This window comes from Carnobacterium sp. CP1 (assembly GCF_001483965.1).
Taxonomy (GTDB): Bacteria; Bacillota; Bacilli; order Lactobacillales; family Carnobacteriaceae; genus Carnobacterium_A; species Carnobacterium_A antarcticum.
Genome location: NZ_CP010796.1, coordinates 1936694 through 1962500, shown reverse-complemented (window position 1 = coordinate 1962500; position 25807 = coordinate 1936694). Strand labels below are relative to the sequence as shown.

The following is a 25807-nucleotide window of genomic DNA, read 5'->3' as shown; positions in this document are numbered from 1 at the left end:
AATCTAACTAGGAGCAATTCTAATGAATCAGACTAAGTTTTCAGAGTTTTTAAAAATTTCAAGAGCACTAAATAGTTATGGGATCACTCCTTTATTAATGGGATCTTTAGGTTTAGAGTATGTTACTAGGATAAACTGGAAAGCTCAAGATATAGATATCCATGTTCCAGGTGACCCTAGAGGATGGGAAGCAGCAGATGAAGACAGAATACTCAATTGGGATACTATTTTAAAAGTTATGAACCAAATTGGCTATCAGCTCATCGATTTACATGAACATGAATTTAGCAACGGAAGATTTTCTATTCAGTATGGCGTTATGGATACTTTACCCGATTATGCGGATACTGAAATTAAAGAGCTGAAAAGTGAGGAAATAGAGGAAGCAAGATTTTATGTTCCAACAGCAGAACAATTCCTAAAGATATATAAAGCATCTGCCAAAGATAGTTACAGAAATGATAAAAATAATAATAAAGACTTTGAAAAAATTAAGTATTTGGAATCAGTAAGAACAGAAGATGTGAAGATACGCTTTGCTATTCCTGATGATTGTAATAGTTTATCGAACAAAGACATGCATATAGACCCTCATAGATTAAATTCTGCAATTAAAGAAAAAAGAGTTCTTATCATTGAAAGAGATGAATTAATCGGTTGGCTAAGATTCAGCTATTTTTGGGATTCAATTCCTTTTATTGATATGCTCTATATCCTTGAACCATTTAGAAATAAAAAATATGGAACTGCTCTAATAGATTCCTTTGAATGGGATATGAAATTACGTGGTTTTAATGAAATTATGACTTCTACCGCTAGTGAAGAATATTCACAGCATTTATACCATAAACTTGGCTTTAAATCTGTTGGAGGCTTTTTTCCTCCTAAAGAAACTTATGAAATTATTTTAACGAAAAATATTATTTAGTTTATTAAAAACTGTTATTTAAAAGTGGTTTGTAAGGATGAAAATCAGATTAATGAAAGAGGAAAATATCTTTAAAATTGCCAACGCTTTTTTAGTATAAGGTTGGGATGGCAGGTATGAAATATTAGAGAGTTATTGGTTGGAGCAACAAAATAAAAGCAGATTCGTCTTTGTGGCGGAGTTAGATGGACATATTGCTGGATATGTGACATTAGTAAGAAAAGCAAAGAATGGACCTTTTCAAGCAAGTGAACTACCTGAGGTTGCTGATTTTAATGTTTTTGAAAAGTATCAAAAACAAGGAATTGGAAGTTCCCTACTAGCCGCAGCAGAAAATAAAGCTGAGCAGTTTTCATCTATTATTACTTTAGGAGTTGGATTACACAAAGGATATGGTGCAGCACAACGCATTTACGTAAAACGAGGGACCCTGCCTGATGGGTCTGGAGTCTGGTTTGAAAATAAAAATGTAGATAGTGGAGAAGCTTGTATGAATAATGATGATTTATGCATCTATATGTCTAAAAATTTAAAAAACACTAATATAGACTATTATATAAGGATTGGAGGAACAATGAATGTTGGTAAAAAGCTTTGTAGTCGTGGTTAGCGGGGTAACTGCTGGAGGAAAAACTACTTTGATCAATGAACTGCATAAAGAATTTATAGACAGCAAAGTGATCTCTTTTGATGATTACAGTATTGATGCATTACCCCTTCAGCGCCACCAATAGAAACACCCATCCAAGATGCTGTAAATCAATATGACCTCAACCTCTTAATGAAGGACTTTTTGTCAGCTAAAGATAAATTTCCATTTATTTTTGTAGACTTCCCTTTTGGATATAAACATAAGGCATTAAAACCATACATTACTAAAGCCGTGTATTTAAAAACACCCTTAGATGTAGCTTTTGCAAGGCAACTAATTAGAGATTATTCAGACAAATCTGTTGAAGAAATTCTGATTTGGGCCCAAACATATGTAGACTCTGCTCGACAAATTTTTATAGATTATGATGCTTTTGTTAGTGAAGATGTCGATTTAATCATTGATGGTACCCTGCCTTTAATTGAACAGCTTAACTCTATAAAAAAAGTGATGCAGGTGACGAATTAAATAGTTCCTTAAGATACTGTTTAACAAAAAAACTTCAGACGCACATATTCGTCTTCTTTTTAGCCCTATTCCAACAATTGAGTTTATTTACACTTAATCGTTGGAATACCCGCTATTAAAACTCTTCAATGATTTCTGTTACCGTTATTTCTCCGCCAATTAACACTTCTGATAAATTACTTTCTGACGAGGACGACCAATACAGTTTTGCTTGTTCGATTTTTTCTAGAAATGACTTATTTTTTATTGATGGTAACAAATCAGCATTTCCTTTAAAAATTTTTCCGCTTGTTTCAAGTTTAACAATTTGTATTATTTCTCTGTTATAGGAGTTAAATGTTTTTTGCCACTGAGCTAAGCTCCTCAAACTTTCCACGCCGTATAAACATTCAAATCTTGATGGCAATTCTGGAAAATGTTCTAGACGAACCATCTCAGTGATAACTTCTCTAATAGCTTTGGAAGAATGTTCAAAAGAGTTTTTTAAAAACAATCGTTCATTTCCTTCTACCTTAGTGTCTAACTCATTAATAGCTTGGTCAAAAGTTCTGCCTCTGAAATCACTAAACCCATTATCTAAAAAGAAATAATACAATCGATTTTTGTGATTGCTTCCAAAATCTATTTTTTGCCCTTTATACATAGGTTTTCTAGTAACTAAATGATAATAGTCCAAACTTTCACTCCTTTTACAACTAATTGGTATAACACAATTAGTTTACCATTAATGAATATATAAGTAATAACGACACTCAACAAATTATCTTTAAAAGCATAGTCTAATTGATACTTGCTCATCTTATATACCAGCGCATTTAAAGGATAATTCAGCAATTATCATTGGATTGTTTTTTCTTATCAAAGAGTTTAATGAAAATCTTATTCGTTCATTCATTTTTTTCTTTTTCTCTTATGTCTATTTATTATTCTTACCTTATATAATAATGTTTTCATTTATGTAGAGTTAATTATACTTTTTTTACTCAAATCTACTTTTAATTTAGGTTCTATTATTTTTGGTTTTGGTAAGCCAATAAATGTATTCCTATTTTACAATTTTGAAATTTCGGGAGGAATAGCGTTGGCTTATAACCATGAAAAGAGTTCAATGTTAATCACGAAGCGTTTACGCTTCGTTGGAGGCTTCGTTGGAGGCTTGAAAACCGACCCCCAAGGGCGAAAGGGCTAGGTGATCCCATGGCTCTCTACAAGCAAACACGTACATTTTGAAGGGATTTCGCTCTCTTAAGAATTGCCAACACGATCGATAAAGAACCTTAATTTATTTAGTTTTAGGCACAAAAAAAAGGCACCATCCGAAGATGGTACCTTTTTAGATTGCGCGGCAGCGTCCTACTCTCACAAAGGGAAACCCTTCACTACCATCGGCGCTAAGAAGCTTAACTGCTGTGTTCGGCATGGGAACAGGTGTGACCTTCTTGCCGTCACCACCGCACATTGTTTCATCAAGAGAACGGTGTTCTCTCAAAACTGGATAGTGTTTTTCTCTTGCAACATCGTGTCGAAACCAAGACACCGTTTAAAAAATTGGTTAAGTCCTCGACCGATTAGTATTGGTCCGCTCCATACATCGCTGTACTTCCACTTCCAACCTATCTACCTGATCATCTCTCAGGGGTCTTACTCACTTGCGTGATGGGAAATCTCATCTTGAGGGGGGCTTCACGCTTAGATGCTTTCAGCGTTTATCCCGTCCACACATAGCTACCCAGCGATGCTCTTGGCAGAACAACTGGTACACCAGCGGTGTGTCCATCCCGGTCCTCTCGTACTAAGGACAGCTCCTCTCAAATTTCCTGCGCCCGCGACGGATAGGGACCGAACTGTCTCACGACGTTCTGAACCCAGCTCGCGTACCGCTTTAATGGGCGAACAGCCCAACCCTTGGGACCGACTACAGCCCCAGGATGCGATGAGCCGACATCGAGGTGCCAAACCTCCCCGTCGATGTGGACTCTTGGGGGAGATAAGCCTGTTATCCCCAGGGTAGCTTTTATCCGTTGAGCGATGGCCCTTCCATGCGGAACCACCGGATCACTAAGCCCGACTTTCGTCCCTGCTCGACTTGTAGGTCTCGCAGTCAAGCTCCCTTCTGCCTTTACACTCTACGAATGATTTCCAACCATTCTGAGGGAACCTTTGGGCGCCTCCGTTACTCTTTAGGAGGCGACCGCCCCAGTCAAACTGCCCGTCAGACACTGTCTCCCAGCCAGATCATGGCTGTGGGTTAGAGTGGTCATACAGCAAGGGTAGTATCCCACCAACGCCTCCACCAAGACTAGCGTCCTGGTTTCATCGGCTCCTACCTATCCTGTACAAGCTGTACAAACACTCAATATCAAACTGCAGTAAAGCTCCATGGGGTCTTTCCGTCCTGTCGCGGGTAACCTGCATCTTCACAGGTACTATAATTTCACCGAGTCTCTCGTTGAGACAGTGCCCAAATCATTACGCCTTTCGTGCGGGTCGGAACTTACCCGACAAGGAATTTCGCTACCTTAGGACCGTTATAGTTACGGCCGCCGTTTACTGGGGCTTCAATTCTGAGCTTCGCTCGAGAGCTAACCCATCCTCTTAACCTTCCAGCACCGGGCAGGCGTCAGCCCCTATACGTCATCTTTCGATTTAGCAGAGACCTGTGTTTTTGATAAACAGTTGCTTGGGCCTATTCACTGCGGCTGACCAAATGGTCAGCACCCCTTCTCCCGAAGTTACGGGGTCATTTTGCCGAGTTCCTTAACGAGAGTTCACTCGCACACCTTAGGATTCTCTCCTCGACTACCTGTGTCGGTTTGCGGTACGGGCCGTTTGTTTCTCACTAGAAGCTTTTCTTGACAGTGTGACATCGGGAACTTCGGTACTTAATTTCCCTCCCCATCACAACTTGTCCTTAGAGAAGCAAGCATTTGACTCGCTTCAAGACTTGTTGCTTGGACGCACATATCCAACAGTGCGTATTCCTTAGCCTACTGTGTCCCTCCATTGCTCAAACAAAACAAACGGGTACAGGAATCTCAACCTGTTATCCATCGTCTACGCCTATCGGCCTCGACTTAGGTCCCGACTAACCCTGGGAGGACGAGCCTTCCCCAGGAAACCTTAGTCATTCGGTGGACGGGATTCTCACCCGTCTTTCGCTACTCATACCGGCATTCTCACTTCTAAGCGCTCCACCAGTCCTCACGGTCTAGCTTCGACGCCCTTAGAACGCTCTCCTACCATAGAACCTAAGTTCTATCCACAGCTTCGGTGTTATGTTTAGCCCCGGTAAATTTTCGGCGCAGGGTCACTCGACTAGTGAGCTATTACGCACTCTTTAAATGATGGCTGCTTCTGAGCCAACATCCTAGTTGTCTAAGCAACCCCACATCCTTTTCCACTTAACATAAACTTTGGGACCTTAGCTGGTGGTCTGGGCTGTTTCCCTCTCGACTACGGATCTTATCACTCGTAGTCTGACTCCCGGATATAAATCAATGGCATTCGGAGTTTATCTGAATTCGGTAACCCGAGAAGGGCCCCTAGTCCAAACAGTTGCTCTACCTCCATGATTCTTATTCCGAGGCTAGCCCTAAAGCTATTTCGGAGAGAACCAGCTATCTCCAAGTTCGATTGGAATTTCTCCGCTACCCACACCTCATCCCCGCATTTTTCAACATACGTGGGTTCGGTCCTCCAGTGCGTATTACCGCACCTTCAACCTGGACATGGGTAGATCACTTGGTTTCGGGTCTACGACCACATACTCATTCGCCCTATTCAGACTCGCTTTCGCTACGGCTCCGTCTCATCGACTTAACCTCGCATGGGATCGTAACTCGCCGGTTCATTCTACAAAAGGCACGCTATCACCCATTAACGGGCTCTAACTACTTGTAAGCACACGGTTTCAGGTGCTGTTTCACTCCCCTTCCGGGGTTCTTTTCACCTTTCCCTCACGGTACTGGTTCACTATCGGTCACTAGGGAGTATTTAGCCTTGGGAGATGGTCCTCCCGGATTCCGACGGAATTTCTCGTGTTCCGCCGTACTCAGGATACTGATCAGAGTGAACGGGGTTTCAGTTACGGGGCTTTTACCCTCTTTGGCGGACCTTTCCAGGTCGCTTCTCTTACACCGTTCATTTATGACTCTATGTGTTCAGTCCTACAACCCCAGAAAGCAAGCTTTCTGGTTTGGGCTTTTCCCGTTTCGCTCGCCGCTACTCAGGGAATCGAATTTCTTTCTCTTCCTGCAGGTACTTAGATGTTTCAGTTCTCTGCGTCTACCTCTACGGACCTATGTATTCAGTCAGCAGTAACACCCTATCAAAGGTGCTGGGTTTCCCCATTCGGAAATCTCTGGATCACAGCTTACTTACAGCTCCCCAAAGCATATCGGCGTTAGTCCCGTCCTTCATCGGCTCCTAGTGCCAAGGCATCCACCGTGCGCCCTTATTAACTTAACCTATGGTCGTTGTTAATAGCGATCCAACATCAATTGATGCGAATCGTAAAAAATAAAACGCGGTTTTTACTTGGTTTCTTACTTTGTTACAATTGTTAAACACTATCCAGTTTTCAAAGAACAACATTTTTGATGCATTGAGAAGATTAGACCTCTCAAAACTGAACAAAGCCAAAACGAATGTGTGAGGTTCCGTAATATTCCTTAGAAAGGAGGTGATCCAGCCGCACCTTCCGATACGGCTACCTTGTTACGACTTCACCCCAATTATCTATCCCACCTTAGGCGGCTGGCTCCTTTGCAGGTTACCTCACCGACTTCGGGTGTTACAAACTCTCGTGGTGTGACGGGCGGTGTGTACAAGACCCGGGAACGTATTCACCGCGGCGTTCTGATCCGCGATTACTAGCGATTCCGGCTTCATGCAGGCGAGTTGCAGCCTGCAATCCGAACTGAGAATGGCTTTAAGAGATTAGCTTGACCTCGCGGTCTTGCGACTCGTTGTACCATCCATTGTAGCACGTGTGTAGCCCAGGTCATAAGGGGCATGATGATTTGACGTCATCCCCACCTTCCTCCGGTTTATCACCGGCAGTCTCACTAGAGTGCCCAACTGAATGCTGGCAACTAGTAATAAGGGTTGCGCTCGTTGCGGGACTTAACCCAACATCTCACGACACGAGCTGACGACAACCATGCACCACCTGTCACTTTGTCCCCGAAGGGAAAGCTCTATCTCTAGAGTGGTCAAAGGATGTCAAGACCTGGTAAGGTTCTTCGCGTTGCTTCGAATTAAACCACATGCTCCACCGCTTGTGCGGGTCCCCGTCAATTCCTTTGAGTTTCAGCCTTGCGGCCGTACTCCCCAGGCGGAGTGCTTAATGCGTTAGCTGCAGCACTGAGGGGCGGAAACCCCCCAACACTTAGCACTCATCGTTTACGGCGTGGACTACCAGGGTATCTAATCCTGTTTGCTCCCCACGCTTTCGAGCCTCAGCGTCAGTTACAGACCAGAGAGTCGCCTTCGCCACTGGTGTTCCTCCACATATCTACGCATTTCACCGCTACACGTGGAATTCCACTCTCCTCTTCTGCACTCAAGTTCCCCAGTTTCCAATGACCTTCCCCAGTTGAGCTGGGGGCTTTCACATCAGACTTAAAGAACCGCCTGCGCTCGCTTTACGCCCAATAAATCCGGACAACGCTTGCCACCTACGTATTACCGCGGCTGCTGGCACGTAGTTAGCCGTGGCTTTCTGGTTAGATACCGTCAGGGGATGAGCAGTTACTCTCATCCTTGTTCTTCTCTAACAACAGAGTTTTACGATCCGAAAACCTTCTTCACTCACGCGGCATTGCTCCGTCAGACTTTCGTCCATTGCGGAAGATTCCCTACTGCTGCCTCCCGTAGGAGTCTGGGCCGTGTCTCAGTCCCAGTGTGGCCGATCACCCTCTCAGGTCGGCTACGTATCATTGCCTTGGTGAGCCATTACCTCACCAACTAGCTAATACGCCGCGGGTCCATCCATAAGCGGTAGCCGAAGCCACCTTTCATCCAACGATCAGGAGATCACTGGAATTATGCGGTATTAGCAGCCGTTTCCGGCTGTTATCCCCCACTTATGGGCAGGTTACCCACGTGTTACTCACCCGTCCGCCACTCTTCTTCTCTGGTGGGTGCAAGCACCCGGTAGAAAAGAAGCGTTCGACTTGCATGTATTAGGCATGCCGCCAGCGTTCGTCCTGAGCCAGGATCAAACTCTCATAAAAGTTGGCTCCGTCCGTTAGGACTTCACCCTTTTAATGATGCTTGAAGCTCATTAATTGACTTGCTAGCGAATAATTATTCACTTTGTTTCTGTTGGTTTAACCCTTGGTTAAACCACCTTACACATTTGGTTCGTTTTGCTTTGTTCAGTTTTCAAAGGTCTAATTTGGTTGCTGTTGCCGTTTTGACAACTTCTAAATATTACCAGAAGCTGACTTACTTGTCAACAACTTTTTTAAATTTGTTTTTCTCGTTGCTGCGATGTATCGCTGCGACATCTACTAATATAACAGGTTCTCAAACTTCCGTCAACACTTTACTGTTAAAAGTTTTTTTATTTTTGACAATCCATATGAACTTAAACTAAACAAAGAATAACTCCGCTTACTTACAAGTAAAACCGAAAGTTCTTCTGTTTTACCATCTAAATGTTTCGTTTAATAATTATACGCCACGGTATAATTATTCACTTTTATATTATTTCTATGAATTTTTTCTTGTTTTTCAGCTTTTATTCCCTAAATAAAGATTAATTTTCTGATTTCACGGTGCCGCTTCTTTCTTTTTTACTTTCTATTCTTTCATTCTTATAGAAGAAAGACAGAAAAAGAGCATTATAAAAAAGACTTCACTTACCCTAGCTTGTTTAAACCTGCAAAATAAAAAAGAGGTTGGGACAAAAGTCCCAACCTCTTTTGCATATCCGAATATTTATTCTAGAACGTGTTCCAAAAAGCAGACCCGACGTCCACTTCACGAATAATGCTCGATGGTCTGTGACCATACTGCGCTTATTCGTTCCAGTGATTCGGGTCTAAACGCTTTTTGTCTCATTCCCTTTTTTATTTATTAATGGTTGCGCATCGTTGGGAACAGCAGAACGTCACGAATAGATTGTGCGTCTGTCAATAACATAACCAAACGATCGATTCCAATACCTAAACCACCAGTTGGAGGCATACCGTATTCTAATGATTCAATAAAGTCTTCATCAATAGGATGAGCTTCATCATTTCCTTGTTCTCGTTCTTTTGTTTGAGACTCAAACCGTTCTCTTTGGTCGATTGGATCGTTTAATTCGCTAAACGCGTTCCCGTATTCGTGTCCGACAATAAAGACTTCAAAACGATCAGTAAATCTTGGGTCTTTCGTATTTTTCTTCGCTAACGGAGAAATTTCTACCGGATGTCCATAAATAAATGTCGGTTGAATCAATTTATCTTCTACAAACACTTCAAAGAATTCGTTGACGACATGGCCAAAACAACTGTGATCAGGCAAAGGAACGTTGTGTTCTTTTGCAATTGCGATAGCTTCTTCATCCGTCATTTCTTGCCAAAAATCGACTCCTGAAAATTCTTTAATAGCATCTACCATATGCTGACGTTTCCAAGTGCTTTCCAAATCGATCTCTTGTGCAGCATAAGTAATTTTGGCTGTCCCTAGAACACGTTCAGCTACTGTGCGGATCAAACCTTCCGTCAAATCCATAACATCTTCAAAATCAGTATAAGCCGTATAGAGTTCCAACATAGTGAACTCAGGGTTATGCGTAGTATCTACCCCTTCATTACGGAAAACGCGGCCGATTTCATAAACTTTTTCCATTCCGCCGACGATCAAACGTTTCAAATGCAACTCAAGAGCAATCCGTAGATACAGTTCCATATCCAAAGCATTATGGTGGGTAATAAACGGACGAGCAGCTGCTCCGCCAGCTAAATTATGCAAAGTAGGAGTTTCTACTTCTAGATAATCTTGTGCATTCAAATAGTTGCGGATCTCCCGAATGATTTGACTGCGTTTTGTAAAGCGGTCAAAACTCTCTTGATTGCTGATCAAATCTAAGTAACGTTGACGATAACGTTGTTCAACATTGGTCAATCCATGATACTTATCTGGCAAAGGACGCAATGCTTTTGACAATTGGACAACAGAAGACGGTTTAACAGTAACTTCTCCCGTATTTGTTTTCATGACTGTTCCAGTTACGCCAATAAAATCTCCCAAGTCAGCATCGTTAAATGTTTCATAATCTTCATCGCCAACAGCATCTTTACGAACATAAATTTGGATTTGGCCTTTGCGGTCTTGTAAATGAGCAAAACCGACCTTCCCTTTTCCACGTTTGGTCATGATACGTCCAGCAATCGTTACCGTTTCTTCTTTTTCAGCTATCTCTTCTTTTGTAAATGCATCGTAAGCTGCATGCAGCTCACTCGACAAATGGGTTCTTTCAAAACGTCCACCAAACGGATCAATTCCGCGCTCACGTAAATGGTCCATTTTTTCACGACGTACTTGCAGTTGGTCATTCATTTCTTCTTGGTGTGTTTCTTCCTGACTCATTTTTTCCGCTCCATTCCTATAGTAGTTTGCGCTACTTATCTTATCTCTCTTAATAATGCCAAGAGCATGCAAAAAAAGCAAGGGAATTAAAGAGGCTCTCATTAATTCCCTAACTGATTTTCTTTTTTTGTCTTAGCTGAACAAGCTTCTAGTTCAGCTGCTTTTTGAGCTTTCATCATTTCACGTTCTTCAGTGCCTGTCGCAAATCGATCCATTAGGGCAACAATTTCATACGATTTATCTTACCACATTTCATCTATCAGTAAAAGAGAAATGCTAAAAAGTAAGCGGGTTTTCAACGTCTAAATAGAAAAAGCTGAACAGACTCGTTCAGCTTTTTCTGTTTTTCACTTTTAGACTTCTTCTGGAAATAAAGCTGTTGATAAGTAACGCTCTCCGTTGTCAGGAGCAATAGTAACGACTTTTTTGCCTGCACCTAATTTAATAGCGACTTCAATCGCACCTTTAATAGCTGCTCCTGAAGAAATCCCGACTAACAAGCCTTCTTTTAAAGCAACTTCCCGGGTCATTTCAAAAGCTTCTTCGCTGGTAACATGCAGGACATCATCATAAAGCACTGTATCCAATACTTTCGGAACAAATCCGGTTCCGATCCCCTGTATTTTATGCGGACCTGAAACTCCGCCGCTTAAAACGGGAGATTCAGCAGGTTCTAAAGCATAAATTTTTATATCAGGTTTAGCTTGTTTTAAAACTTGACCAGCTCCGGTTAATGTTCCGCCGGTCCCTACTGCGGAAACAAACGCATCAGGCGCCACTCCATCAAAAGCAGCTAAAATCTCTGGTCCTGTTGTTGCTGCATGTACTGCCGGATTGGCTAAATTATCAAACTGCATCGGCATAAAGTGACCTGGTTGAGCAGCTAACTCTGTTGCTTTGGCAATCGACGCTTTTATGCCATCAGCTCCTGGTGTCAAAATCAAGTCGGCACCATAGGCTTTCAATAGTTTACGGCGTTCAATGCTCATTGTATCCGGCATAACAAAAATCGTTTTATACCCTTTTGCTGCAGCAATCATCGCTAAGCCGATACCTGTGTTTCCACTAGTCGGTTCAACGATGGTGTCGCCCTCTTTTAGCTTGCCTTCTTGTTCGGCAACTTCGATCATATTTAAAGCAATACGGTCTTTTACACTACCACCAATATTAGCAGACTCTAGTTTTACATATACATCTGCTGCACCGGCAGGAACAACTTTATTAGACAGTTTAATGATGGGTGTTTCTCCAATTAAATCCGTAACGCTCGTAACGATTTTAGCCATTAGTAAGTCCTCCTAAAAAATTGATTTCTAATAGGTTAATCTTAAAGTGAATCGCTTTCGATAGCAAGCGATTCACTTTATCTTTTTTTGATCTCAGTATTCTAAATGTGTTTAAAAACAAAAAAAGAGACCTGAGTGTCCTTAGACGACTCGGTCTCCTGTTAAACTTGCTCACTCATTTTCAGTTAAACGATTTAGCTGTTAGCTTCAGCTTTTAAAGCTTCTAAATCTGCCACACTGTAATGGTAATGGTTGCCGCAGAAGTGACAGCTGGCTTCAGCGCCTTGATCTTCTACGATCATTTCGTCAATTTCTTTCGCTCCTAATGCTATAATAGCTCGAGCAAAGCGGTCTTTAGAACAGTCGCATTTGAACGTGATCGGCATCTTTTCCAAAATGTTTGCGTTGCCCTCGCCGACCAAGCGGTTCAAAATCTCTTCTGGTTTTTCACCATTTTCCATCAATTGCGAGATCATTGGAATCTCGGCTAATTGTTTTTCAAGCCCCGTAATGGTCTCTTCTGTTGCACCAGGCATGACTTGAATCATAAATCCACCTGCAGCTTTGATAGAATCATCGGTATCTACCAAGACACTCAAACCAATTGCAGAAGGTGTTTGTTCTGAATTCGCCATATAGTAGGTGAAATCTTCGCCTAATTCTCCGCTGACCAATGGCACTTGCCCTGAAAAAGCTTCTTTCATTCCCAAGTCTTTCGTTACAGTCAACGAACCTTCCGTTCCCACTGCTCCGCGTACGTCTAATTTACCAGCTTCATTCAGCGGCAAATTCACTTTCGGGTTCGCAATATACCCTTTTACTTCGCCTTTGCCGTTGCTGTCAACGATGATATGTCCGACTGGACCATCGCCTTCAACTTTGACGGTCATTTTTTCTTCTCCTTTAAGAGTAGCTCCTAATAATAAAGCTCCGATCATTGTGCGGCCCAACGCTGCTGAAGAGGCGCTCCAAGTTTCGTGTCTTCGTTGCGCTTCAGCCACCGCTTCTGTAGCATCGATCGTATAAACTCTCACTTGTCCATCGTAACAAAGACTTTTCAATAAATAATCTGTCATTTTTTTGACTCCTTTAAAATAATTTTTGATTAAGGTTACTTTAGGTTAAATACTTACTAAAGTAAAGCTTAGAGTGTTCACAAGGTATTTTTCAGTACAAAAGAGGGACGCACGATAAGCGCATCCCTCTTTTAGCACATTCTTGTACCGGCTTAAATTAGTTATCGTCCGATGTGTTGTTGTTTTTGTCTTTACGGTCGTCTTCGTCTTCAGAAGAATGCTCTTCTTTTTCATCAACGCCCAACTCTTTCTTCACATCTTCTACGATTTCTTCAGTTTTTTCCGGATGGTGTTTTCTTTCTTCTTCTTGTTTCTTTTCTTTTTCCAAACGTTCTAACTCTTTTGCTTCTCTTGCTCGTTTGGCTTCTTCGAAACTAGCACCCTCTGTGTCTTCATGCGGGTAGTCATTTTCGACACTCTTCACAACTGGCATTTCGCCGGTTTCAAATAGACTCTTGATTGTTTTCTCGTCTAATGTTTCCAGTTCAAGCAGTTTTTCAGCAATCAATTTATGCTGTGCTTTGTGTTCTTCTAGAATACGACGCGCTTCAGTGTGAGCATCCACAATAATACGGCGTACTTCTTGGTCGATTTCAAAAGCAATTTGTTCAGAATAAGCTTTCGTTTGGCCATAATCGCGACCGACAAACACTTGGTGGTTGCCTTCGTATTGAACAGGTCCTAGCTTATCACTCATTCCGTATTCAGTTACCATACTTCTTGCTAAAGCAGTAGCTTGTTGGAAGTCATTGCTGGCGCCTGATGATTGTGAATCGAAGACCATTTCTTCGGCTACACGACCACCTAATAAACCAACGATTTGTTCAAACATTTCTTTTTTAGTCATCAAGAAACGGTCTTCTTTAGGCAGCATGATAGCATATCCGCCTGCACGTCCACGAGGAACGATCGTCACTTTATGAACAACGCGTGCGTCGCTTAGAACCATTCCAACAATTGTATGTCCTGATTCATGGTAAGCCACCATCGCACGTTCCACTTTACTGATAACACGATTTTTCTTAGCTGGACCAGCAATAACACGGTCTTGAGCTTCGTCTAAATCAAGAGCATCAATCGTTTTTTTGTTGCGTCGAGCAGCTACTAAAGCTGCTTCGTTTAGTAAGTTTTCTAAATCTGCACCAGAAAATCCTGGTGTTTGAGTAGCAACGACTTTTAAGTCGACATCTTTAGCAAATGGTTTGTTTTTGGCATGAACTTTCAAAATAGCTTCACGGCCTTTGACATCTGGACGACCTACAAGGATTTGACGGTCAAAACGTCCTGGACGCAATAACGCTGGGTCTAATACGTCTGAACGGTTAGTCGCAGCAATGACGATTACTCCTTCGTTTCCAGAGAATCCATCCAATTCAACAAGCAATTGGTTTAATGTTTGTTCACGTTCATCGTGTCCGCCGCCCATTCCTGCGCCACGTTGACGACCAACAGCATCGATTTCATCAATAAAGATGATAGATGGTGCAGTTTTCTTCGCGTTTTCGAATAAATCACGTACACGGCTTGCTCCAACCCCAACGAACATTTCAACAAAGTCCGAACCGGAGATAGAATAGAACGGTACGCCAGCTTCACCGGCTACGGCTTTAGCAAGCAACGTTTTACCTGTTCCTGGAGGTCCTTCTAATAAAACACCTGCTGGAATACGTGCGCCAAGTTCAGCAAAACGTCTTGGGTCTTTCAAGAATTCAACAACTTCTACTAATTCTTCTTTTTCTTCGTCTGCCCCTGCGACATCGGAGAAACGTACTTTGTTGGCTTTGTTATCTGATTCTTTGGCTTTTGATTTACCAAAGTTCATCACACCACGTCCGCCTTGTCCGCCTCCACCTTGTCCGCTTTGACTCATCATCATATAAATGAAGAAAACAAAGATAACTAATGGTAAAACAGATACTAATAAGGTTACCCATATACCGGTTGTTTCTTCTTGTACTGGAGTAACTACAATATTGTTCTCTTTTGCTGCAGCAGTGATTTCACTCACCGTTGTATCATTTTGTAATACGGCTGATGTAAAGTTCTTGCTTGATGTTTCTGTTGAACCAAAGATACTGAGACTTGAATCAGAACCTTTTTCTAAAGGTTGTGCTTCACGGTATTCCCCGGTAATTTTATATACGCCAGCATTTGGCTGAATCGTAAATTCTTTGATTTCGTTTGCTTCTAATTGCGTTACGAATTCACTAGCTGGAATGTCGGTGCTTTGTTCGCCAGATGAGCCATCTGTTGCCCATGTCACAATTCCAATTATTCCTAGAAAGACGATTGCATAGAAGACCCCGTTTTTTAAGAGTCCTTTTTTCATTGTTGCCCTCCTTCTACAAGTTAACATTTTGTAGTTTCATCATATATTTTTTTAGCCTAATCTTGTTAAAGCCATTTAATCATACCACATTTGACCATCATTGACCATTTATTTCTACTGGTAAATTTCTGGTTTTAATATGCCGATATAAGGCAAATTGCGGTAACGTTCATCATAATCTAAACCATATCCGACTACAAATTCGTTCGGTACTAAAAAGCCAACGTAATCAGCTTTCATTTCAACTACACGGCCTTCAGGTTTATCTAATAATGTAACGATTTTAACCGATTTTGCTTTGCGGTAACGAAACATCTCAACTAAGTAGGAAAGCGTCCGGCCACTGTCGATAATGTCTTCGACGATCAGCAAATCGCGACCTTCGACATTTGTATCTAAATCTTTTAAGATTTTGACTTCTCCTGATGAAGTAATGCCACCACCGTAACTTGAAACGTCCATAAAGTCCATTTCAAGGTAGATATCCATTTCTTTCACCAAGTCCGATAAAAAAGGAGTCGCTCCTTTTAATATACCAACAACTAAAGGGTTTTTCTCCTTATATTCAACGGATAGTTGTTGTCCTAGTTCGTTCGTTTTTTGCGCTAATTCTTCTCTTGAAAACAGCACGCGTTCGATATCATTCTGCATAATTTTGTTCTCCCTTTCAATACGACCTCTTTTATCTTTGGTAAATGAGTATGTATTGTATTTTATCAGTTTCACGTTGAATAGACAATCTTGATTCCTTATATTCCACTAACCAAATGATTTCATTTGTTGCATCGGTTATCAAATAGACCTCATCACGTTGCTTCAACGGTATTTTTTGATCAATAAAAATAGATTTTATCTTTTTATGCCCTGTTTCCATTCCTTTTAACGACATCCGGTCACCTGGTTTTCGATGCCTGATCGTTAAAGGCAAAACCACCTCTTCAGGATCCAACCAAATGTGCTGATCGCCTTTGTCAGGTGGTTCAGCATGAGCCGCTACTCGGAACAATCCTATTTGCCCTCCATTTGCCAACGTTGCCCATTGTTCAGGTACAAGCTTTTGTTCTTGATTCTTCTGAACCGGCAGCACCATAGGAGGCTTTTCAATCATTAATTGTTCATATTCTCTACGCACACGCCAGCCATTGGGTAAATTTAACTGACTGTTCGGCTTCGCATTGACCATCAACGCAATCACTTCATTTGTTTGCTGCCTTAAAGAGTCAATTGGATCAGCGTTAAACACTTTCACCAAGAGGCGCATCAGGATCTGTCGTTGAAGAGCAGGCTCATAGGATAGAAAAACCGGAATCGTTAATTTCCAAAACTCTGGTTTGGCTTCTATCGTGACATGATCTATCTTTTCTTGAATCAACTGTTCAGATAGGTGCAAGACATCCAATAAATCCTTGGAAAAGTCATTAAAATGGTTCAATACTTTCGGATTCTCTTGCTTCAAAAGCGGCACGATCGTTTGCCGATACCGATTTCGAGTGTACTTCAAACTAGTATTGCTTTCATCTTCATAATACCTTAAACGGTGTTGTCGACTATAAGCATACAGCTCTTCTTTAGAATACTTCAGTAAAGGTCGAACCAGCTTGCCTGAACCAAATGTCCGAACAGCACGAATGCCAGCCATATTCCCCAATTGTCCACCACGCACTAGACGCATCAAAATCGTTTCTACTTGATCATCGCCATGATGTGCGGTAACCAAGTGTGTGGCTTTATGAGCCAGCATCATTTCTTGAAAAAAAGTATAGCGAAAATTTCGTGCCGCTGCTTCTTCTCCTGTTACTGGATGATCGGCTCGTTTCCATTGGGTACAAAAAAAAGGTATCTTTTTTTCTTGGCAATAGTTCTTTAAAAAGGCTTCTTCTTCATCCGATACCTCGCGCAGTTTGTGATTCACGTGAACCACGCCAAACCATGGTTTTAGCTTAGCTGGCAAATGATGGATCAGATCTACTAATACCATTGAATCCACGCCACCAGAAACAGCTACTAATAAGCGGTCAGTTGGTTTCCAGTAGGCATGGTGCTGACAATCTTTTAAAAAACCAGAAAGTTGCTCCATCTTCCGAACTCCTTTGTCAGCCTTATTCGGCTCTGCAATCTTTTTTAGGCTTCTTTTCATTATATAGGAAGAAACTAGATTTGTCGGTTTCTTTTTTAAATTCACATAGCACCTTAATCCACCTATTTATTTTAAAAAACATAAAAAAGGATAAGTTTCCTTATCCTTCGGTTTACTTTTTAATTGCGTCGTCCGCCACGGCCACCGCGTTTGCCTTCGGTGCTGCGTTTTAGAGTTGTTAAACGATCATCGCTGTCTTTCAAGAATGATGACATCAATGAGTCAAAATCATCTTTTTTAGGTTCAACACTTTTCGCGCCACGAGGATTTCGTTGGTTTTGATATCCACCGCTGCTACGAGGTGCTCCACCTTCACGGCGTCCTTGATACCCGCCGGTTTTTTCTCGAGAACTTGAAGCAGTTTCAACTGGTTTATCGACCGCACGTCTAATAGAAAGACCGATTTTCCCGTCATCTCCAATGGACATTACTTTCACAGTCACTGTTTCACCAACTTTTAACACATCTTTGATATCTTTGATAAAACTATCAGACACTTCACTAATATGAACGAGTCCAGTCTTTCTATCACCTAGGTCGATGAACGCACCAAAATTTGTAATACCTGATACTGTTCCTGAAACTTTATTTCCCACTTCAATTGACATATAAAATTGTTTCCTCCTTAAAACTTGTATGCTTATTATAGCATGCTATCTAGCGACTTCAAACAAAATCTCACTAAATATTCATTTCTTTTTAAAATAAGTTGTTTCCTGCCTTTAAAAAGGATTTTTTTTGAATAATCAGTCTTTTTCAGTCGTTTCAACTTTTTCGTTTGTTTCTTCAATAACTTTTGCAGCGTTGTCTTCTGGCAAACTAAATATAATTTCATTGTCTTTTGATAAATAATATTGGCTTCGTGCTAACTTGGCCACGTAATTTTCATCTTCTAAACGTTTGATTTGCGTATTTAAATAGTCCTGTTGAGTTTCTGTTTTTTTCAAAACCACTTCAGCTTCCGCCTTTTCGGTCTCCATTTCAGAAATGGCTTGCGCACTGGTCCAAATTTTTGTGGTTAAACCAATTATAACTAAGCAGCCAACAAACAAAATAACAGCTAGTCTTCTGCGCATTGATCGTTTTTGTTTGCGTTCACGATGAGCTTGAAGTGTTTTGGCTTGGGTATAGTCGTTTTTCAATCTAGCGATATTTGTCGGCTCTTTTTTCTTCATAAACGTCCCATCCTTTTGCTACTGTATTTCTGGCTTAATTATAGCAAGAAAGCGCATGCGTTGTCTAATACTATTACTAAAAGAACCTGAATACATGTGTCTTTTAAAAGGAGACGTTTCTTTTTCAATAATTTGCATCCTTTACTTCTCTAAATTTGACTGCCACTGCTTAAAAGTATAGTAAAAATCCTAAAAGATTAGATTTTTAGATCTAACTTTGGGTGCACTACATTCTCGATAGACGACTTCACTCGATTTAATCATCTGATGATTAGATTGTTTATTGGTCAGATTATTTTCTTTTCTAATTTATCTTTTTCAGCATTTGCTTCTGCTTTTTTAGAGCAATAACCTTCTTTACTCGATTAGCCTATTTTGTCCGACGTCCTAGTTCTTTCTGGACCATTTCAAGCATGGCCGACCGGAGCTTGCGTTCATATGGGTCAGTCTTAGATTCTGGCTTAGCGAGATAGTCCTCATTGTACTTGATTTCTAGATAGAGAATGTCCGTCGACTCCATGACTGTGTGGCGCTTGGACTTCTCCACCTCTGCCTCAATTTTTCCCACTTCGTACTCCGCAGGGTCTCGTTGGGCGATCTCCGAAAGGATGACCTTGATCGATTTAGTGTCCGGTGACTTCTCGTTGCTCAGCAGTGTGAGCCGCTCATACAGCTTCTTGTTGGTGAACTTCTTGACCTTAGCTTCACTGTAACGTATTTTCATCACTTCTCCTCTTCTGTACAAATCAATTTATAATAAATTTGTTGTTCTTTCTCTTTTATTAACTAAAAAATTATTTTCTAGCTTTATCATCTAAAAATTTTAGGCCATAAGAGTTTATTAAAAATAAACTATTAGCTGGTTAGGAATTATACCCCAATATGAATGTTATAAGTAAAAAATATAACGAGACTAATGTAATGACAATTCCTGTAAATAAACTAAATAAAGCCGTTGCTCTACTTTGTTTTCGCATTTTTATTCCACTAGTTATTAGAATGATTCCTCCAATTAAAAAAACAACTTCAAATAGCAAGATAGGCCATTTAAGCTCTATCGATCTTTGTATAAACTCCATTATAAACCCCCTTCTCCATTACTAAAACATTCAATATTTTAATCCTTAGCTTGAAATTTATTACTGTTCTTTGTTTTCCATTTTTTTGTCTATTCTAACTCTTATAAAGTAGGTTAGAGGAACAGAAATAAATATAAGACCTGAAAATAACTGAATAACTCCTCTGCCTAGTTTTCCATCTATAATTATTTCTTCAGGAGAAATTAAAAAAGTTTGAAAAGCTGTATATAAGCTAAATAGCCCAACAATTAAAAACAACCAAGAGTAGCTCTTTTTATTCTCGCCTTTACGAAAATAAGCATTCTGGTAGACACTTATATTTACAAAAAATAAAACTACTACAAACATTATAATTATCACTTCTAGCTCTTTGGTTGCAGCCCATTGAAAATTGAAAATCAACCCCAAAAAATAATTAAAAAGAAATAAGCTGATTAAAAGGTTGAATGAATAATAGCCATATTTATATCTTATGAATTTTTGATATTTATCATACTTTTTCATTACCTTTTCTCCTAAAACAGTATACATGGTTACATTTGCTATAAAACACTCAATAATAAGGCTCTCAATATTTTTACTGAGTATTGAGAACCTTCATTAAATAAACTACTATATGCTGTATAATTATATAGTTTCATTCCTCGTTTTATTATCTAAAATTTCCAAACAATAATTATTAACAAAAACGAAGCTCCCTAGAAACAATAAAAATCCAAAAATGAGAAGTATTACATACGTTGAAAATGACATTGTAGTTAAATGTAGAATAAAATTTATTATAAATAAGAAAACATAAAATAAATAATAGCTTATATAACTCCATTTTGCTGATGTGATTTCGACTGTATCTCCATCTATAACTTTTACTTCGTTACTTTTCGCTCCAAACTGCGTTACCTTTAAATATGCATTATTATTTTGGATATCAAGGTCTATCTCTTGAGAATGTGCAATTTTCACTGCTTTTTCTCCATTCACGTTTATTGATATTTTTGAGCCCATACCTAACCAGCCAGTCTTACGTTTTATTGTAACTGTCATATCATCACCCCTTTCTTAAATTATTCTCTTACATAAATAGAGTAACAAAAAAACATACTTAGTTACCGAGCAAAGTGCATTTTTAACACTGTGAAATAGTTTTTATAAGTTTTACAGTGTGTAAGCCTATCCTTTACTTATTTCTAACTTAATTCTATCCGTACTAAGAGCTCAAGGCATAAAGCTATAATACAAAAGTATAAAATTCTGCAAATAAAACAAGGAGTTTTCTTATTGTTTTTAATCGACTATAAATCATTAGGCGTTAAAAGTTAACTAATCGCTGATAGTCAATAGTTGACGATTTCGGTATAATAATAGTAGAGAGATAGCTAGAAGGAGGGAAATATGTGGCTTTAGCAGAGCGACTGAAAGAAAGCAGAGTCAAAAAGGGACTGTCACAAGGAGATGTGGCGACTCATTTACAAATTTCTAGACAATCTATTTCAAAATGGGAGAATGGCAACAGTTATCCTGATTTAGATAATTTGGTCAAATTGAGCGTCTATTATGAAGTATCCGTTGATGGATTGTTAAAAGAAAACGAAGAAAGCGAGCTTGAAAATGAAGAAAAGCACCCAAATCTAGACTTTATCCGTGGAAATTCTGAAAAAGATGAAGGACTTATACTATTGGTCCTTGCTTTCCTAGGGTGTTTAATTGCTCCGTATGGCTTTTTTGTAGCTCCACTTGTAATCAAACGAAACAAAAAAACAAACACACTACATAAATTTATTTACTTAGCATGTGCTTGCTGTTTATTTGTGAATCTATTCGTCGTTTATAGTGTTGTGGGTGATTATTTAGGCTGGGGAACGACTACTGTTGAGTATCTTGGGGAGTAATGAACAATGACTAACAAGTGATAAGAAGAGTAGCGTTACAACAAAATTGAAGATTATTGCAAAAGGAGCTTGGTTTTTTTGAATAAAAACGAAAGGGTTCTTGAAAATGAGTTAGTAAAAATCATTGTTTTTATCTTGTTATCATATGTGGGTCCAATTGTAGGCATAGGTTTTTCAATTTATATACTGAATAACTCTAAAATGAAGGATTACAGTAGTTGGGTCAAAACACTAGCCATGCTTTCTTTAGGTATTCAATTATTACTTATTTTATTTGCGGTCGTAGGATGGCTTATGTGGGTAACGATTTAACATCTTAATAGTAGTTAGAGAGGACACCTTATGCTTTGCGCGCATCAGCCATTATTGCTATACTATACCTAATAAATCGAAAGGTTGTGCCTAAATGTACACTATCTAAAACAATCGTAATTGAAAAAGAAACATTTTCTGCTTACTTGCAGGTTTCTTTGCAACGGTTTTTTTAGATATATCATTTAAACAACTTTTGAATCTTAATTGGCGCTATCTATAAAAATTGGAGTACGCCACCATTTTCCCTGTTTATTTGAATTTATCTGACCGTCGCAGAAACTTGCTGGCGGTCTGTTTTATTTTATTAGATAGGAGGAAACTTTATGTTACAAGTGAGAAATTTAACCTTGCACCACTTGACAGATTTGAAAGAAATTATTAAGGACTTGAGCTTTATAGTCAACCCTGGGGAAAAAGTAGCTATCATTGGCGAAGAAGGAAACGGAAAGTCAACATTATTGAAATGGATTATGGGGGATCAAAGCATTGAATCCTATATCCAAGCAGAAGGAGAAATAACCAACCAGTTCAGTCGTATGGTTTATTTGCCACAATCCTTACCGCAAGAATATATGGAATTCACAGTTGACCAGTACTTTTTCGGGCAGACAGACGTTATGGATATTGACTACCAAAAGCTCTATCAATTAGTGGGACAACTTGGATTTGATGCTGATCGATTAACAAGTTCACAACAGTTAAGTAGTCTATCCGGTGGCGAAAAAGTCAAAGTCCAGCTACTAAAAGCACTCTCAACGGATCCTGATTTATTATTGCTGGACGAGCCTTCCAACGATTTGGACCTCGATACAGTGCAATGGCTAGAACATTTTATCAAATCCACTCCGTTAACTATTATTTTCATTTCGCACGATGAATCTTTACTTGCTGCTACAGCGACCAAAGTTATTCAGCTTGAGCTGTTACAGCACAAGACGATTCCAGTCGCAACAGTATCAAACTTATCCTACAAAGAATACATTGAACAAAAAGAAGCACACTATGAACAACAATTTCAAATTGCCAGTAAGCAGCGTGAAGAACACCAAAAACAAATGGAAAAACACCGGCAAGTTGAGAGCAGTGTTCATCATGCACAAGGAACTATTTCAAGACAAGATCCAGCTGGTGGCAGGTTACTCAAAAAGAAAATGCATGCAGTAAAATCTATGGGCAGAAGATTTGAGCGTGAAAAAGAAACCTTTGAAGATATTCCGTTAAAAGCAGATGCTATCTTAGTGAAATTCTCAAATATTAAACCACTTCCTGCAAATAAAACCATACTTCATTTGGAAAATAAAAGTGTGTAGTTGGAGGAAAAAGTTTTAGCCCATTCACTGAATTTGCTCGTTAGGTCTCCTCAAAAAATAGGAATTATCGGACAAAATGGGATTGGAAAAAGTACGCTGTTGAAACAATTGTGGACAGAATTAAGTCAGCGTACAGATATTGCAGCTGGATATATGCCGCAAAATTATGCCGATTATTTACGTATGGATGAAACACCTGTTGAGTTCCTTAGCGAAACAGGAGACAGCGAAGAGCGCACACAAGTGATGACTTATCTAGGGAGCATGCGTTTTACAGCCGATGAAATGCATCATCCGATTCGATCACTATCAGGAGGGCAACAAGCAAAATTGTTGTTATTGAAAATCGATTTGTCTGGACAAAACGTGCTGCTTCTAGACGAGCCCACACGGAATTTTTCACCTCTTTCTCAACCAGAATTACGAAAACTGTTTAAAGGATTCGAAGGATCGATTATAACGGTTTCGCATGACAGGATGTTTTTAAAAGAGGTTTGTGACCAAGTGTATGAATTAAAGAAAGACGGATTGGTCAGGGTAGAAATTGAGTAGAGCTTACAAAAAGTGATGGATAATATGGTTTAAATAAAAAAGTCATCAACCTTAAACAAAAAAGGTTTGATGGCTTTTTATATTGCCTCCTCTCTTTAATTGGTAAATATTAAAAACCTAGTCTACAGTTTAACGATGTTTCGCTGATTTCATTTTCATTGATCCCGATATAGGGTTTAGTGCTTTTTGCTGTGGCCAAAGTTTTTCATCTCCGTGTGCGTCCCTTCCCCTTCCAATAGTGTAGTTACTTTCTGAAACATTTGATAAATTATATTGACTTCTAAATGACCGTCTTTAGTGCTGGGGAAACAAATAATTCTCTGGATTTAAGGCTACTTACATTAATAACGAAAATTTTTGTTTCGTCTCAAACAAAATAAAAAGTGGTTAGTTTCTTGCTGCGTTCTTAAAGGTTGGACGATGTCACTCATTAAATGGACATCTCTTCTCACAAAAAAATACATACTTATATCTATTAACATCACGAAATCATGTATTGGAGCCCTTGACAAAAAGAGAACCTTATTCGCATAGGGTTATAGATACACGATTTTATAGAATTCCATGTATCTAAACAAAATCTAAATTAATTAAACAAATAACAACTATCATAATCCTTCTTAACGTATACTAGTAATACATAATCATTCTTACTACCCTATAAATTTTGTTTGTTCCAAACACTTAGTGAGTTAAGTTTTACTTTTTTTTGACTTTGTAACGAATAATAATAGATTTAAGGAGGGATAACATACATGTAAAAACTACCCTGTGATAATAAGACACAAATTTTAATTATAAAGGGGTAGTAAGAATGAAAAACAAATCCTTCCGTTTTCTTTGGATCGGACAATCAATGGCCAATTTAGGTGATATTTTTTATATCGTGGGGCTTATATCAATATTATACATCTCAACAGAATCACCATTTATATTAGCGTTAGTTCCTTTTTTCAATATGTTCGGCCGTTTTATCAGTGGATTACTTTCTCCACTATTGTTAAATCGATATTCATTAAAATCACTGATCATTTATTCGCAGGCAAGTAAGACACTCTTACTATTTTTTCTAGCGATTATCTTAGCGTTAAATCTAACGTCAAACGTGCTTGTGATTATAAGTTTTGTATTTGTGATTGCATTTTTAGACGGATGGGCAGCGCCTGCAAGTCAAGCCATGCTACCGCGTTTAGTTGCAGAAAATGAGCTTGTGAAAGCTAATAGCTTTTTCTCCATTGTTAGCGAAACAGTTAATCTAGGCGGATGGGCACTTGGGGGATTAGTTGTTGCACTTTTAAGCGGTCAAAATGTCATTTTAATTACGGTAGCCTTGTATCTAATAGCTACCGTACTGATGACTAGAATTATTGATCCAATCAAATTTAAAAGAAAATTCTCCGAGGGTCGTCGGAGCGGTGAATTGAAAGAAGGATGGCAAATTGTTTGGAGAAGTCCATTATACAAAAGTCTACATGTGATTATAGTATTTGAAGCTTTTGCAAACGTTGTATGGATTGCTTCTATACTTTACGTTTTCGTGAGCGAAGTTCTTGGTAAATCTGAAGCTTGGTGGGGATATATCAATACCTCATTTTTTGTTGGAATGGTTGTGGGTGGGTTTATATGCTCCTATTTTACTTTGGCATTCGAAAAAAACCTTAAGTATGTTTTGATTACTTTTTCATTTGGAATTAGTATCTTAACTCTTCTTTTTGGTTTAACAACGATTGCTTGGTTGTCACTTTTTTTTGCAGAACTCAATGGAATTTCCCAACAACTAAAAGCTATTGCTTCTAATACATTTCTTCAAAAATCAGCTAGTACCGAAGAACTTCCTAAGATTTATGCCGTACAAAGTGCATTAGTGTCTTTATTATTTGCGATTTCTTCTTTACTATTTGGTGCTCTTACTGAAATATGGGATGTACGCATATCTTTTATTGTTTCAGCGGTATTATTAGGAATAGCAGCTATTTACGCCGCTATAAATCATCGTGTGTTTTCTGTTGAAAAATCAAGCTAATTACG

General features: G+C 39.4%; 19 protein-coding genes, 3 rRNA genes and 2 pseudogenes. 9 read left to right on the top strand and 15 right to left on the bottom strand.

The genetic code is table 11. From position 1 onward, the window contains the following. Window positions 1-22: 22 nt before the first annotated feature. From NY10_RS12835 to NY10_RS12950, 5 genes and pseudogenes are all read left to right on the top strand, one after another. A pseudogene (locus tag NY10_RS12835) lies at window positions 23-511 on the top strand (phosphoribosylanthranilate isomerase); the annotation flags it as partial. 66 nt (window positions 512-577) lie between these two features. Beyond that, window positions 578-928 carry a GNAT family N-acetyltransferase gene (locus tag NY10_RS12830; protein ID WP_231726801.1) on the top strand — a complete coding sequence of 117 codons (351 nt, stop codon included), beginning with the start codon at window positions 578-580 and terminating at the stop codon, window positions 926-928. Between the two features lie 139 nt (window positions 929-1067). After that, complete coding sequence (locus NY10_RS09210) at window positions 1068-1538, top strand: GNAT family N-acetyltransferase (RefSeq protein ID WP_335338705.1); 471 nt, start codon at window positions 1068-1070, stop codon at window positions 1536-1538. Next, window positions 1507-1662 carry a hypothetical protein gene (locus tag NY10_RS12955; protein WP_335338704.1) on the top strand — a complete coding sequence of 52 codons (156 nt, stop codon included), beginning with the start codon at window positions 1507-1509 and terminating at the stop codon, window positions 1660-1662. Before NY10_RS09210 ends, NY10_RS12955 begins: the two co-directional genes overlap by 32 nt. A gap of 59 nt (window positions 1663-1721) precedes the next feature. Next, window positions 1722-2048: a nucleoside/nucleotide kinase family protein gene (locus NY10_RS12950; protein WP_335338703.1), complete on the top strand. Its 327-nt coding sequence runs from the start codon at window positions 1722-1724 to the stop codon at window positions 2046-2048. A gap of 115 nt (window positions 2049-2163) precedes the next feature. Here the strand turns inward: NY10_RS12950 and NY10_RS09200 are convergent, their stop codons facing one another. The 15 genes from NY10_RS09200 to NY10_RS09125 all read right to left on the bottom strand — a co-directional run bounded on the left by NY10_RS09200 (window position 2164) and on the right by NY10_RS09125 (window position 20757). Beyond that, window positions 2164-2724 (bottom strand): DUF2441 domain-containing protein, encoded by a 561-nt coding sequence (locus NY10_RS09200; RefSeq protein WP_058919691.1) that lies wholly within the window; start codon window positions 2722-2724, stop codon window positions 2164-2166. Window positions 2725-3388: 664 nt separating this feature from the next. Continuing rightward, window positions 3389-3504 (bottom strand): 5S ribosomal RNA (rrf, locus tag NY10_RS09195). A gap of 92 nt (window positions 3505-3596) precedes the next feature. Then, window positions 3597-6515, bottom strand: a 23S ribosomal RNA gene (locus NY10_RS09190). A gap of 207 nt (window positions 6516-6722) precedes the next feature. Further along, window positions 6723-8284: ribosomal RNA gene (locus tag NY10_RS09185) — 16S ribosomal RNA — on the bottom strand. The 16S, 23S and 5S rRNA genes sit together here, the layout of an rRNA operon. Window positions 8285-9131: 847 nt before the next feature. Continuing rightward, window positions 9132-10631 (bottom strand): lysine--tRNA ligase, encoded by a 1500-nt coding sequence (gene lysS, locus NY10_RS09180; protein WP_058919690.1) that lies wholly within the window; start codon window positions 10629-10631, stop codon window positions 9132-9134. Between the two features lie 353 nt (window positions 10632-10984). Then, window positions 10985-11917 (bottom strand): cysteine synthase A, encoded by a 933-nt coding sequence (cysK, locus tag NY10_RS09175; RefSeq protein WP_058919689.1) that lies wholly within the window; start codon window positions 11915-11917, stop codon window positions 10985-10987. Between the two features lie 194 nt (window positions 11918-12111). Next, window positions 12112-12993 (bottom strand): Hsp33 family molecular chaperone HslO, encoded by an 882-nt coding sequence (gene hslO / locus NY10_RS09170; RefSeq protein ID WP_058919688.1) that lies wholly within the window; start codon window positions 12991-12993, stop codon window positions 12112-12114. 157 nt (window positions 12994-13150) lie between these two features. After that, window positions 13151-15322, bottom strand: coding sequence for an ATP-dependent zinc metalloprotease FtsH (ftsH, locus tag NY10_RS09165; RefSeq protein ID WP_058919687.1), 2172 nt, complete (start codon window positions 15320-15322; stop codon window positions 13151-13153). 114 nt (window positions 15323-15436) lie between these two features. Next, window positions 15437-15976, bottom strand: coding sequence for a hypoxanthine phosphoribosyltransferase (gene hpt / locus NY10_RS09160; protein ID WP_197409007.1), 540 nt, complete (start codon window positions 15974-15976; stop codon window positions 15437-15439). Window positions 15977-16004: 28 nt separating this feature from the next. Continuing rightward, entirely contained in the window at window positions 16005-17399 is a 1395-nt protein-coding gene (gene tilS, locus NY10_RS09155; RefSeq protein WP_058919685.1) for a tRNA lysidine(34) synthetase TilS, read from the bottom strand. 179 nt (window positions 17400-17578) lie between these two features. Next, a complete protein-coding gene (locus NY10_RS09150; protein ID WP_058919684.1) occupies window positions 17579-18067 on the bottom strand; it encodes a S1 domain-containing RNA-binding protein in 489 nt (162 codons plus the stop codon). Window positions 18068-18205: 138 nt separating this feature from the next. After that, window positions 18206-18634: an FtsB family cell division protein gene (locus NY10_RS09145; protein ID WP_058919683.1), complete on the bottom strand. Its 429-nt coding sequence runs from the start codon at window positions 18632-18634 to the stop codon at window positions 18206-18208. A 370-nt stretch (window positions 18635-19004) separates the two neighbouring features. Beyond that, window positions 19005-19358: a hypothetical protein gene (locus NY10_RS09140; RefSeq protein WP_058919682.1), complete on the bottom strand. Its 354-nt coding sequence runs from the start codon at window positions 19356-19358 to the stop codon at window positions 19005-19007. 415 nt (window positions 19359-19773) lie between these two features. Next, entirely contained in the window at window positions 19774-20217 is a 444-nt protein-coding gene (locus NY10_RS09130; protein ID WP_058919680.1) for a hypothetical protein, read from the bottom strand. A gap of 123 nt (window positions 20218-20340) precedes the next feature. After that, on the bottom strand, window positions 20341-20757 hold the full coding sequence (locus NY10_RS09125) for a hypothetical protein (protein WP_058919679.1): 417 nt from the start codon (window positions 20755-20757) through the stop codon (window positions 20341-20343). 350 nt (window positions 20758-21107) lie between these two features. Between NY10_RS09125 and NY10_RS09120 the strand changes: the two genes are divergently transcribed. The 4 genes and pseudogenes from NY10_RS09120 (at window position 21108) to NY10_RS09105 (ending at window position 25802) form a co-directional block, all read left to right on the top strand. Then, window positions 21108-21602: a helix-turn-helix domain-containing protein gene (locus NY10_RS09120; RefSeq protein WP_058919678.1), complete on the top strand. Its 495-nt coding sequence runs from the start codon at window positions 21108-21110 to the stop codon at window positions 21600-21602. 78 nt (window positions 21603-21680) lie between these two features. Further along, window positions 21681-21914 carry a hypothetical protein gene (locus NY10_RS09115; RefSeq protein ID WP_058919677.1) on the top strand — a complete coding sequence of 78 codons (234 nt, stop codon included), beginning with the start codon at window positions 21681-21683 and terminating at the stop codon, window positions 21912-21914. A 326-nt stretch (window positions 21915-22240) separates the two neighbouring features. Then, window positions 22241-23779: pseudogene (locus NY10_RS09110) on the top strand (ATP-binding cassette domain-containing protein). An 814-nt stretch (window positions 23780-24593) separates the two neighbouring features. Beyond that, a complete protein-coding gene (locus NY10_RS09105) occupies window positions 24594-25802 on the top strand; it encodes an MFS transporter (RefSeq protein WP_058919676.1) in 1209 nt (402 codons plus the stop codon). The last annotated feature ends 5 nt before the right edge of the window (window positions 25803-25807 follow it).

Bases quoted from the DNA above. Each gene is read 5' to 3' on its own strand.
- NY10_RS09145 (WP_058919683.1), bottom strand. From the start codon at position 18,634: ATGAAGAAAAAAGAGCCGACAAATATCGCTAGATTGAAAAACGACTAT.
- NY10_RS12955 (WP_335338704.1), top strand. From the start codon at position 1,507: ATGTTGGTAAAAAGCTTTGTAGTCGTGGTTAGCGGGGTAACTGCTGGA.
- cysK (WP_058919689.1), bottom strand. From the start codon at position 11,917: ATGGCTAAAATCGTTACGAGCGTTACGGATTTAATTGGAGAAACACCC.
- NY10_RS09150 (WP_058919684.1), bottom strand. From the start codon at position 18,067: ATGTCAATTGAAGTGGGAAATAAAGTTTCAGGAACAGTATCAGGTATT.
- NY10_RS09130 (WP_058919680.1), bottom strand. From the start codon at position 20,217: ATGAAAAAGTATGATAAATATCAAAAATTCATAAGATATAAATATGGC.
- NY10_RS09125 (WP_058919679.1), bottom strand. From the start codon at position 20,757: ATGACAGTTACAATAAAACGTAAGACTGGCTGGTTAGGTATGGGCTCA.
- NY10_RS09140 (WP_058919682.1), bottom strand. From the start codon at position 19,358: ATGAAAATACGTTACAGTGAAGCTAAGGTCAAGAAGTTCACCAACAAG.
- tilS (WP_058919685.1), bottom strand. From the start codon at position 17,399: ATGGAGCAACTTTCTGGTTTTTTAAAAGATTGTCAGCACCATGCCTAC.
- NY10_RS12830 (WP_231726801.1), top strand. From the start codon at position 578: ATGCATATAGACCCTCATAGATTAAATTCTGCAATTAAAGAAAAAAGA.
- hslO (WP_058919688.1), bottom strand. From the start codon at position 12,993: ATGACAGATTATTTATTGAAAAGTCTTTGTTACGATGGACAAGTGAGA.
- lysS (WP_058919690.1), bottom strand. From the start codon at position 10,631: ATGAGTCAGGAAGAAACACACCAAGAAGAAATGAATGACCAACTGCAA.
- NY10_RS09105 (WP_058919676.1), top strand. From the start codon at position 24,594: ATGAAAAACAAATCCTTCCGTTTTCTTTGGATCGGACAATCAATGGCC.
- ftsH (WP_058919687.1), bottom strand. From the start codon at position 15,322: ATGAAAAAAGGACTCTTAAAAAACGGGGTCTTCTATGCAATCGTCTTT.